Raw genomic sequence first — 12379 nt, forward strand, 5'->3', positions numbered from 1 at the left:
ATGAAAGTTGGAATTATCAGATGTATGCAGACAGAAGATTACTGTCCGGGTACGACAGATTTTAAGGTGATCAGAGAAAGAAAAGGGGCGTTTGAAGGTATAACAGAAGATATAGAAATTGTCGGTTTCTGCAATTGTGGAGGATGCCCTGCAAAGAAATCTCTACTAAGGGCAAGAGAGCTTGTGAAAAGAGGTGCCGATACTATTGCATTTGCCTCGTGTATTCAGAAAGGTACTCCATTAGGTTACCCATGCCCTTTCGCCAAGAAAATGAAAATGTTAATTGAGAATGATTTACCTGAGGGTATTCGTTTTTTAGATTATACTCATTAGACTTTTGTAGATCGCAATGTCTCAATTTAAGATTAAAAAAGTGTACTATATATTTATATGTAATTAAAACGTATAAATAGGCTTGCTCTATCCTGTCACAGGGAAGCTCTTTTTAGACCATCTACTTTTTCTGTAAGTGTTCGAGTGTAAAAGCTATACAAAATGACCTGATTGAAACGAAAACAGTTATTTTCTTCTTTCTAGATGATTCTTTCAATATTTTTTTTAGTAAATTTGTGGTAATGGTGTTTGAGAAAATAATCTTTTAATCTTTACTATAATGCAATCTTTATTCGAGCAATTAAAAATAGAAAAGACCTATGAACATCTTTTTCCAGAGAAAAAGAAAGGATTGGCTGTAATTTGGTTGTATGAACGGGTGAAGAATGGAGAATTTGAACATGGGGTTTTTAAGGAAAAAGATATACATCGGGCTTTTGAAGCTGTAAGTCTTATCGAACGTGAGCCTATACGGTTACAATGGGGGACTTATACAGCTTATATTCTAGAACTACAGGAGTTTTATCTTATATATAATGATGAAAATCAGACCTATATGTTTACTGATTTTGGTTTTCAGATATGTGATAAGATACATCGTCTAATATCTCAGCGCTTTAATCCCACCTTTATCGAAATGACCTGTGAGGAACTATATGAGAAGCTTGAAGTTGCCGTCACAGAAGAACAAATAAAAAATTGGCTTACAGTAGACTTGTTCAAGTCTCGAACTCTTTTATTGGAACAAGTCGACTATCTTAATCAACAGATTGACCGTTCCGTAACAGCTTTAAGTGAAAAAGCTAAAAGGCGTAAAGAAACTTTGCTTGTAGCTTTACAGGAAATAGAAAAGCAAATTGATACCATACGTCAGCAAAACAGGGAGTTAAGAGCAGCTTTTCGGGAAACTGATCGCATGAATGATATTCTTATTTCACATCCGGTACGCGACAGAAGTGAAGAAATAGATGATCTCATTAGTGAGGCCGTTTCGTATTTTGAAGGTATCCATCTCCGTTTAGCGATGGTAGATTCACGTATTGATAAAATACAGCCTAAAATAAAACAGTTTTTTGCCTCTCTCAACCGAGATATATTTAATACCAAAGTCGAGAAATTTTTGTATTTCCTGCTCGAAAAAAGCCATGTAACAGATAAACAGATACAGTTTCCTTTTCCCTATGACGGAAAAATTCAATTGGCAGATTCATTTCCCATTTTTATCTCTGTGGATAGACCTGAAAGTCTTTTCCCTCCGGAACGAAAACTGCGTTCCGAATATAAAAAAGACCCGCGAAAAGAACAAGAAGCATATCAGAAAGGTCATGTGCAAATGATGCGCCAGATTCATATCCAATGGTGGCTGGAGTTTATTCGTCGGAAATCTTTGGAAACCGATGTCATACATCTTTCTGAAATCTTCTTCGACATTCTGGAAAAACACGATAATGATTTGCAACTCGCTATACAGGTGATTGACCAGAGTATTAAAAAATATAAGGAAGATCCACATTGGAAAATACAGATTGATACAAGTGAAAAAATAGATAATCCCAGTTCAAAACATACAATATCTGATATATGGATGAAACGCAAATGACTCAAAAATATGATTTCCTCGAATGTGAAGACGGTGCGGAGCTGTTTTCACAATTGGTCGACGCTCTGAAAAAAGGTGCTCATATACAATATGAAGGAGATAAGAAGCTTTTTCTTTATCTGGAAAAATATATAGATAATCTGACTGTCTATTTCAAACGACATGAGAACATAACTATCGTTCCATCCGGTAGTGGAAACGATAGTTATTATTTCCCACTCTATCACCCTGTATCAAGAAGTAATTATTCTGTTGAACGGTCGTCTTTACCTAAAGAACATATTCTTATTGCCTTATTGCTGTACAAAGCTTATTATATTGATCACAACATAGAATTAACTTCTGTAAAAAAGTTTGTTGCTCTAATACGCGTAGATATGCCTGATCTTAAGAAGCATGTGCAGCGTCTACTGGTAAAGACAAAAGGCACCAAAGAACGTTTTACTGAATCAAATGATGCTCGTATTGATCAAGAAGTACAACGTGCATTCAAGAATTTTCATAAGTTAAGATGGATTGATTTGAAAGAAGATGATTTTACAATCCTCCCTGCATTTCAGCGTATAACGCGGGAATTTGCTGATTATATTAATTATATTGACAAATGGCTTAAAGAAGAATAAATATGAAAAAATATCCTCGTATTTACAGTTTGTCTACTGTCGGTATCATACACCATCAGGAAAACGATTACATTTTTCATCCTGCCCGTACCGATTTTATTGGTGATAGCGGTTCTGGTAAAAGTATCATAGCCGATTTACTACAACTTATATTTGTAGGGGCTTCCGCTTTCCGTTCCGCAACCATTCCGGTTCAGGGTAAACGGGAACCTGATGGCCTCGTTTTGCGATCACCTGGTAAATCATTGGATTATGGATATGCATTTGTGAATATAGAAGTTGCCGATGGGCAATTTATTACAGCAGGAGCCTATCTTGAAAGTACTTCCAAAGCCACACACCCTTTTGTTGTACAGGCAGGGCTTGCTATTGAACAAGGTGAGTTTACCCCTATGACAAAACCTCTTTATGCTGCCGATTTTCAGGATGACGAATGTATTATTCCATTAGAGGATATTATAGAATACATGGAGGAAAAAAACTTAGTTTTTAAGGATTGGCAACGGATTTCTTTTTTTCATAAAGTGCTATATAAGAATAAAATACTACCACTTGACCTCACCGACAAAGATAAAGTATTAAAAGATTATGCGAAGATCATTCAGTCATTTTCGAGGGGGAAAGAACTTGATACTACAAGAAGTTCTAGTTTGTTGGATTTCTTATTCGGGCAAGAAAGGGGTAAAGACTTCATGAATAAATACAGGTCAATTGTAGAAGAAATAGAAAAAAATGCGGTGGACTATGGAAGAAATAACAATGAAATTCTTTTGTTGACACAAAAGTGCTTTCAAGTTAGTGATCTATATAAAGTGTTGATCGAAAAAAAAGAAGCAGAAAAAATATATCGAACTTCTCAATATGTATTTTTGCTAAGAGCTTATTATTCAAATAAAGAAATTCTTAAAAAAGAACTCTATACATTTTTACAGGCCCAGGAAGATTTATTAGGATTACAAGTTTTGGTCCGGCACGAGTTAGAAGAGGCTCAAAGATGTCGGGATAAGAAAGAGTCTGCTTATGAAAAAATAAGGGATATTTATGATGAATGGAGACAAAAGAAAAATTTGCTGGATGATGTTAATAAAATGATTGAACAGTTAAATATTCTTCCTGGAGACTTGGCAACTTATTATGAACAATACAGAACTCAAAAAAAAGAATACATTTACTATAAAGAATTGAAGGACAAATTAGTTGGTTCACGTGTGATTGATCTTTTTGCAAATTCAGGCTGGAAAGGCGGATTAGCAGCAGGAAATGATTTTTACCTCCAAAAGACAGATGAACTACGTAACCGTTTATCACAATTGCACGTGGTAGAGCAGTTTCATGATATAAATAATCCTAATTCACTTATCCGTTGGGCTCTATCGTTGCGACGTAATTTTACAAAAGAAGAAGAAAGCCTAATTTATCATTTTCAGAAGTATGGAATGAATAAACCTAATCAGCCTAAACCCCTTGACCGTTATGTTTGCTCCCCGGAAGAATTACTAAGAAACACAAACATAGAACCTGATGCAGATGGATTCTGGATAAGCTTCGGTGGAGTAAACGAATTTGTAAACTACGTAACAGAAAAACAGCAAAGTCTCAATAATGATCGAGAGACGATCTTGCAGTATTTTCAATCACAGGTGGCCAATATAGGACAAGAGAAAAAAGCAATTGAAGAAGAATTGGAGCTTTGGAAAAAACTATATGATATAGTAAATACCCTTGATGCTCCTGCTCGTTCTGTAGATATATTTTTCCATAAGCCCGAAATAAAAAAATTTCAGGAAATAGAAGTTTTAAATATCTCTCCTGAACAAATGGAGCAGTCTGTGAAGAGCTTAGCAACAAAAGACTTAATAGAACAGTCTGTGAAAAATGCGAAAAAAGAACAAATATTATTGTATAACCAATTTATACAACTTAAAAATATAGTTGAAATATTTCCTGATCTTATACAAAAGGCTACCCGTTTATTAATCTCAATATCAAAGAAAATAAAACCGTATGAAGCAGAGTGGAATACCTTTTTGGTAGCACAGACTATTCAAGCGTATAAAGAAGATGATTATATAAATGCTGATAATAAAACTGAGTTCTTTAAAGATGAATTAACTATTTTAAGTAACACTTTGGATAAATGCGATGAATTAATACAGTCGATGACGAACTTAAAAAATCAGGAGAATTACTTGAATATGATTCAAACTGAATATATATCACTTTATACGGATTTGCCTTCCATCGATAGTTATCCAGCGGTGAGCGAGGAGTCGGTGGAAGAAGCAAAAGTGTTTTATCTCGAAAAGAACACCACTTATATTAATCAGTATGTAAATATGGTAAAAAGCTTTATGCCAAATGAACAATACAAATTTGAAACTAGCCATAATTTTAAAGAATTAATAGCAAATTTGTTACCTGACTTATTCCCAGAAGATATGATTATTGAAGAGGAAGTTGTCGGTAGAATCAAAAAAAGGCTTGAAGATATTAATGAAAAAAACAGGGAACTGAATAGTAAGAAAATAGGTAAAATACAGGATCTATTAACCGAAGTGAAACGCCAAGTAGAAGCACAATGGGATGAGATTCGTCGTATAAATCGCTTCTTTACGAGTAGTAAAAAGAAGATATCTGGTGCATATAATATGAAACTTGAAAAAACAGATTCTTTACGGTTTCCTGTTAGCTGGTTAAGCCAATTTAAACATAAGACAACTTTAGATAATATGACAGATATGTTCGATGTCTCCATTTTGAACGAATTAAATACGCAAGTATCTATTCGTGAAAAAATCATGAAAGCTTTCTGTGAAATAACCAATAATAATTCCAATGACATAACGTTAGAAGACTTACTGAATCCTAATTCATATATAGAACTGAGCCTTGATATGAAAAATCGTGCTGGACGGAATAATAAAGGAAGTACCGGGCAGACGTATGCTGCCATTGCGCTGTTGTGTATAGCCCGCCTCTCTATTGTTGGTAACAAAAACAATGCACAAGAAGATGGATTGCGGTTTATGCCCATTGATGAGGCAGAGGGGTTAGGTAGTAATTTTGACTTATTGAGTGATATCGCCGAAGAATATGATTATCAGATACTGACTTTTTCAATTAATCCTTTGGGAAAATATAATGAACAGCATGTATATATCCTCAATCGTAATCCTGACGTAGAAGAAGAAGTTAATTATGCTCCGATAGAAATACGTAGTCGAAATGATATTGATTCGGAATTGGCAAATTTTATAAATGTAAATGATTATGGAAGCTGAACTGACCTGGAGAACGCTCACTGCAATGTATTCTCTTTATGAGGGGAATAAAATACCGGCGACAAAGAAAAGTGATAATAAATTCCGAAACCTGATAAGTAGAAAGTTGGTGCAATATCAGCCAGGCAATCATAATTATTTGATTAAAAGTGAAAAGTACGATGCTTATTTTGCTAAACGCTATCTGGAAGATTATTTGGAATATGATCGTTTTTTGAAGTCTGTACAACCAGATGTGACTGGTCGACAGACATATACGGTTAATGATATCCGCTCTTTACAGTTTGTTGCAGATAACAGGGAACAAATCCGGAACTCTCTCACGACTCGACATACATTTAGTGAAGACTTCTTTGAACATGGTGGAAGCAAGCATTTGGATACTTATCAAAGTCTGAACGATTTGGTACTTTCCATCTTGGGAGTAGAGGATTACCCATTGGAAGATCCTAAAATGCACCAGTGGAGATTCGTTGTAGATGTCGGTGAACCGCGTTGTATAGTGCTTTGTGAAAACCTCAATTTTCTGAAAATGCCTCGCGTTGCTCGTGAGCATAAAATCGAGTTATGGTATGTAGGTGGAAATAATACAAAAGGAACTCATTTTATTGATGAAAAGAAATTGGATAAACTCTTATTCTATTCTTGTGATTGGGATTATAATGGTTTGGAAATCTATGTTCGGTTAAAAAAAATATTTCAGGAGAAAGGCTGTGATATAAAGCTACTTTATCCTTCAGAACCAATTAAAAAATATCTAGTCAATATGAAAAAACATAATAGTAAGTGGAAAACTACGCTTCCTTTTTCAGGTTTGGAACAATCTTATTTTACTTCCAAAGAGATTCATTTAATTAACGAACTAATAAGTACGGATAGATGGGTAGAGGAGGAAACGAATGATTTGGTAGCGATGGTAAAGAAAAATATTGATTTGTAGGAATATTGAGTCTAGAAAATATTATAAGAAACTATCTTGTAAACTTATAGAATTAAAAGGTAAGTCAAAAGAGTCCTTTTCTTATTGTCGTTTTAAATAGAAAAAGTAATATTGAATTTCTGATAGTGATAATGTTAAAGTTGTTCTTTCTAAATGATTTATAATCAGCTGAATATGGAAAGGATTGTTTTTGTATGTTACTGACTTGATGTTTGGTAACATAGATAATTTGCCATCTGAATCTTTGGTTAAAGACAACAAGGGATTACTTTGGATAAAAAAGTTGTATTAAAGAAATTACTGATGTATACGAAATTCATAAAATTATACTACATATCTTGATCAATGTAACTATGTCGCTATTATTTTATGAAATATGTAGCTGTAAAATAGTTGGTTATTGAGTGTTGTATGGAATATAGAAGTCTTTTAGTAAAGTATGAATTACTTCGTTTTTTTAGATTGTATCATTTAAACAATCTATCAGAAAAGTAATAGTTAATCAGATAAGATATTTTTTATCGGATTTGATATTTGTAATTTATGATGTTTTGCTATTTTACATATTTTTATATCAGAGTATATTTCTATAGTTTAACATAGTTATATTTCATACCCTTGCATTTTTTTTCTATTAAAACAAACTGATTGTTTGTAGTAAAATAAGAATTTGATATATTTGTGATATAAACCATAAAAATAATTCTATGTATACATTAACTGATATAAGAGAAGAACTAAAAATTAAAGAACGTTCTGTTAGTGATTTGATTCGTTATATAAAAACAAGGACAGATGACAATCCTAATTATAGTTTATTACTTGGAGCTGGTTGTTCAGTAACTTCAGGTATACGTTCCGCTAATGAATTAATAAAAATCTGGAAGCGAGAAATTGCTGAATGTGAAGAAGGCTCCTCTTTGTCTGATGTTGAAATTAATGAATATATAACTAAAACAAGTTGGTATAATGTAAGAAATCCATATTCTTCTTTGTTTGAAAAAAGGTATGATTTACCTAGACAAAGAAGGATGTTTGTTGAACAAGAGGTTAGGGATAAAATACCTTCAATTGGATATGCTTATTTGACAAAACTAGTCGAAAGTAATTATTTTAAAACTATCTTTACAACGAATTTTGATGATTTATTAAATGAGGCTTTTTATCAATTCTCAATTCATCGTCCAATTGTATGTGCTCATGATTCTGCAATAAATAGTATTACTGTGACTTCTAAAAGGCCTAAGATTGTAAAGCTACATGGTGATTATTTATTTGATGACATAAAAAGTACATTAAGAGAAACAGAATCCTTAGAAGAAAATATTAAAAATAAATTTATTGAGTTTGCTAAAGATTATGGCTTGATTGTTGTTGGGTATGGTGGAAATGACAGATCTATTGTTGATGTTATCACCTATCTTCTTAAAAATGAGGAGTTTTTTAAACATGGAATATATTGGTGTTTAAGAGATGATAGTGAAATAAACGATGATTTGAAAAAGCTTTTATGGAAAGATAGAGTCTTTTACGTAAAAATTGATGGTTTTGATGAATTGTTTTCTGAAATTAGTGCAAAACTTTCTTCTTGTCAGCTTCCAGTTGATAGCAATCTTCTTAATAATAAAAAAACAGAGATGCTAAAGAAAATAACAAATAATCCATTTTTGATAAAAACGAATTGCACATATCTTCAAAATGATTTTAAGAGAATAAGAAAAACTTTAGAACAAGATGTTATTAATAGTTTTTTAAAATATCTAGTGGATAAAGAAGATCAGGAAGATGCTAAAGATGATTCTACATTTGAGAGGAAAGGTATTAGATATAATTTAACAAAAACAGAAGAACTTGTTTTTGCTGAGATTCAATCTCTATTTATTCAAGGTGATAATGAAAGCGCATTGAAAGTAATTCAGAAACATTTAGAGCAATCGAATAAAGGTACATTGTTTCATCGAGGATTATTGGAAAGAAAAGCAAAATGTCTGAGAATTATGCTTGATGATGATAATTCTATATCGATATATGAAGAATTGATTGATAGTTATGGAGATAATGCTAATTATTATGTAAGCTTATCTCATATGTATCCATTATATAATTCTAAAATAGAAATATTAAATAAGGCATTAGAGAAGTATAAATATAAGGCCAAGTTATATTATGAAAAAGCTAAATTAATGCATACTAAATATATTAATTCAATATCCAAGAATGAATTAAATTTCACAATTGATGATGTAATTGAAATAATTGATCATTGTATAGAATTAGAACCTGGTATAGATAATGAATATTGGGGATTAAAGTTTGAATTGATAAATCAAAAATATGAAAATGTACAAGAAAAGATTGAGCATTTAGAATCTTTTTTAAAAAAATACGAAATACAAGATCCTTTTCATCCCAGTTTTGTCTATAAAAAAGCTTATACAATGCGTCTTAAAAAAGAAAATAAAAATCTAATATATGATTTTATTACGCAAAAAATAGAAGGATTTGAATCATCTAAATATATAAAGTATAATGAAATGAATTTGTTGCAGCAATATTCTCATTTTCATGATAGAGATTTGTTAAAAAAGCGACTGGATAGTATTGAATCTAAATATAAAGTTGATAATGATTATTGGCGGCTAAAAGCAGAGTTTATGTTAGATGAATTTGACAATTTATCAGAAACAATTGCTATACTTGATAATATAAAAAAGAAAGATCGTATTACTTATCAGAAACTGTTTATTTATTATCTATATGATAGACAGATAGATAAAGCTAAAGAAATATTCTATAAAGAATTTCCAAAGGATAAAGAGCGAGAATGTGAATTATTATCATATGAAAATAAGTATGAAGAGGCTTTAGATATAATAATAACACTTAGAAAAGATAGAGAGTATGATGAGAATTTAATAATTCAAGCGACATTTTATTTGTTAAAATTAGAAAGATATAACGAGGCGGAAAATTTGGCTTTTAAGTATTTAACAAAAACGTCATACAAAAATTCTATTTTATATATAAATTATCTGTTGGCTGAGAAGAAATTAAAAAAGACTGTTAAAAAGGAAAAAGTTCATGAAAAGCTTTTGTGTGAAAATTCGGATTCAATTCATAAAGCTGCTGCATATGCTATTCTTGGAGAGAAAGAGAATGCATTAAGGGCTTTGGAAAAAGCTATTAAGGAAGATTATTCATATAAATATAGAATTCGAGAATGGATACTTTTTGAGGAATATCATACTAATTCAAAATATAAGGAACTAATTGGATTGTAAAATATACAAAAACATAATAAAAATAAAATTGTAAAAAGTACGATTAAAAGATTCTTTGGTTTAGATCAGATATAAGATATTCCTACATTTTAGTGCTAAAATGTAGGAATATCTTATTTTATCACGAGTATAGGTGGCTAATGAAAAGCGAATGACAGTACTCGAATTTGTAAAATAATAATAGGGAAAGTATAATAATGTAATCAACTATAATGATTGGGCCATAAATAAACACATAGAACCATATACATAATATATAGATTCTGTACCACTATATATTGAAAATCTATTTAGTGAATAAAAATGTTCTATTTTGATGTGTTGATAAGTAACTAGAGAACTAAAATTGGACTTTCTGTCATTCTGACATTCTGTTAATTTGTATACATTTTTTTGGCTATGTATAAAGATAAAAGAGAGTTCAATAGTATTTATCCTCTTAATCTAGAGTTCAGTAATGACGAATTGAGGGGATTTATCTTTTTAGGGGAGACGTTAGTGATAGGTGAACAAGAAATCATCATGATGATTTTAGAATAGATGATAAAGATAAAGCAAAATTTGCTGCAATTTGTCAATTGAAAATGAACTGTTCAGAAAAAGCATCTAGTTTTCCGAAAGACACGTAAACCTGTTTTTAGAGTATAATCTGAAGAAAATTCCCCCATATTTTGTAGTGTTAAAATATTCATCACAATGATTATCCCACTTCATTGTGATGAGTGCGTGAAGTCATTGTGATGACTCTGCTGGGACATTGTGATGATAGGGAAGAATCATTGCGATGATTTCCGAAAGGAGGGGTGATGAAGGGAGGAAAACAGAGTGATAAGGTGGATTTTTTTTCCGGAACAGCCGTTTGAGTGAAAACCGCTGTTAGCCTGATCAGTAAAAATCGAACATTCTGAAAGCTATGAATGTTTATCTTTATCTTTTTGATTAATCCGAATAAAATGGAGGAAGAGTATGAAGAAAAGAGATTTTTATGGACAGATGTTGTTGCAGGAAGAGGATAAACGTTCCTGCGGCGATGAAAGTACGGCTGATCTGTATCGGGCAGTGCGTAATCATTTTATATGTTTCTCGGGTGGTAAGGAACTATCCTTGAAAGAAGTGACACCGGCTTTGGTTGAGGCGTTTCTGAAATGGTTGCGTGAAAAAGGGCTGCGTGTGAATACGGTGAACAGTTACATGAGTAACCTTCGGGCGATGTATAACCGAGCCCGTCGGGAGTCGAAGGAGAAAAGGGGAGAGTCGCCTTTTGCCGGGATTCACCTCAGACAGGAGGAGACGCGTAAACGTGCTGTGCCGGTGGAAGTGATAAAGGAAATAGCCGCTCTGGATTTGAAAAGTGAGCCGAAGAAACAGCTTGCTATTGATTTGGCACTGTTTTCGTTTATGGCTTGTGGCATTCCTTTTGTGGATATCGTGCATCTGACGGGTGAGAATCTGGTGGAGAACGGTACGGTACTACAATACCACCGGCAGAAGACGGGAGCCTTTATCCAGATGGAAGTGACTTCGGGGATGCAGATGCTGATCGACCGGTATAAAGACGAAGAGAGGCGTTACCTTTTTCCTGTATTGCCGGAAGATGCGACCCACGAACAGTATAAAAGCTGCCTGGCGACGGAAAACCGTTACCTGAAAGAAATCAGTGTGATGCTGGATTTGCCGGAAACATTGACGACCTATTCGTTCCGTCATGCCTGGGCTTCGGAGGCGTACCGCCTGCATGTCGCTATCGGCGTGATCAGCCAGGCACTGGGGCATACGTCGGAAAAAACGACCCGTATCTATTTGCAGAAGTTTGACGTATCGGAAATAGCCAAAGCAAACCGGCAGGTTTCCGAAGCGGTCGGAGGCTGTTTGCGGGTGGGGTAAACCTTATTTATATAATAAGGGTAAACATCCTCTTTCTATCTTACAATCAGTGTCTTATAAATAATAAAAATCCTGAATTGTAATGAAATACGTGGCAAACGTAAGAATAAAAAAATGAAAAAACAAGGAGTGTAGGGTGTTTTCTTAAAAAACGCATATCAATTTTACTAAATTTCACAAGTTAACCTATTTTTTAGCCATATAATATGAATTTCATTACAAGATGGTATAAAACAGGCCCGGACTGCCATCGTTTTTAAATCTGTTAAGAGAAAACTGCTATTTCTGCAGTTCCGTTTCTTCCTCCAAAAAGACTCAAAAAGACATCAATCCTTCATATTTTACCCTAAAAACTCCCTAGGCAGACACTTTCGGGGAGGGCTTTTTCCACCCTCTACCCTTATTATATAAATAAGGTGAACATTTACAGAGAGTTA

The 12379-nt window shown here is 33.0% G+C and carries 7 protein-coding genes; all 7 read left to right on the plus strand.

The features are described 5' to 3' along the window. The 7 genes from P3L47_RS14060 (at position 1) to P3L47_RS14090 (ending at position 11942) form a co-directional block, all read left to right on the plus strand. Positions 1–333: a CGGC domain-containing protein gene (locus P3L47_RS14060; RefSeq protein ID WP_277781198.1), complete on the plus strand. Its 333-nt coding sequence runs from the start codon at positions 1–3 to the stop codon at positions 331–333. A gap of 280 nt (positions 334–613) precedes the next feature. Next, positions 614–1933, plus strand: coding sequence for a hypothetical protein (locus P3L47_RS14065; protein ID WP_277781199.1), 1320 nt, complete (start codon positions 614–616; stop codon positions 1931–1933). Continuing rightward, positions 1915–2556, plus strand: coding sequence for a condensin complex protein MksE (locus P3L47_RS14070; protein WP_277781200.1), 642 nt, complete (start codon positions 1915–1917; stop codon positions 2554–2556). Before P3L47_RS14065 ends, P3L47_RS14070 begins: the two co-directional genes overlap by 19 nt. A gap of 2 nt (positions 2557–2558) precedes the next feature. After that, positions 2559–5837: a hypothetical protein gene (locus P3L47_RS14075; RefSeq protein WP_277781201.1), complete on the plus strand. Its 3279-nt coding sequence runs from the start codon at positions 2559–2561 to the stop codon at positions 5835–5837. Next, on the plus strand, positions 5827–6777 hold the full coding sequence (locus tag P3L47_RS14080; protein WP_277781202.1) for a hypothetical protein: 951 nt from the start codon (positions 5827–5829) through the stop codon (positions 6775–6777). The genes P3L47_RS14075 and P3L47_RS14080 overlap by 11 nt, the downstream gene beginning before the upstream one ends. A gap of 707 nt (positions 6778–7484) precedes the next feature. Further along, positions 7485–10058, plus strand: a complete 2574-nt coding sequence (locus tag P3L47_RS14085) for an SIR2 family protein (RefSeq protein WP_277781203.1) — start codon at positions 7485–7487, stop codon at positions 10056–10058. 966 nt (positions 10059–11024) lie between these two features. Further along, the gene (locus P3L47_RS14090; RefSeq protein ID WP_277781204.1) at positions 11025–11942 is read left to right on the plus strand and encodes a tyrosine-type recombinase/integrase; all 918 of its coding nucleotides are present in this window, start codon (positions 11025–11027) and stop codon (positions 11940–11942) included. The last annotated feature ends 437 nt before the right edge of the window (positions 11943–12379 follow it).

The organism is Parabacteroides chongii, assembly GCF_029581355.1.
GTDB classification, from domain to species: domain Bacteria; phylum Bacteroidota; class Bacteroidia; order Bacteroidales; family Tannerellaceae; genus Parabacteroides; species Parabacteroides chongii.

Bases quoted from the DNA above. Each gene is read 5' to 3' on its own strand.
- P3L47_RS14075 (WP_277781201.1), top strand. From the start codon at position 2,559: ATGAAAAAATATCCTCGTATTTACAGTTTGTCTACTGTCGGTATCATA.
- P3L47_RS14090 (WP_277781204.1), top strand. From the start codon at position 11,025: ATGAAGAAAAGAGATTTTTATGGACAGATGTTGTTGCAGGAAGAGGAT.
- P3L47_RS14070 (WP_277781200.1), top strand. From the start codon at position 1,915: ATGGATGAAACGCAAATGACTCAAAAATATGATTTCCTCGAATGTGAA.
- P3L47_RS14085 (WP_277781203.1), top strand. From the start codon at position 7,485: ATGTATACATTAACTGATATAAGAGAAGAACTAAAAATTAAAGAACGT.
- P3L47_RS14080 (WP_277781202.1), top strand. From the start codon at position 5,827: ATGGAAGCTGAACTGACCTGGAGAACGCTCACTGCAATGTATTCTCTT.
- P3L47_RS14065 (WP_277781199.1), top strand. From the start codon at position 614: ATGCAATCTTTATTCGAGCAATTAAAAATAGAAAAGACCTATGAACAT.
- P3L47_RS14060 (WP_277781198.1), top strand. From the start codon at position 1: ATGAAAGTTGGAATTATCAGATGTATGCAGACAGAAGATTACTGTCCG.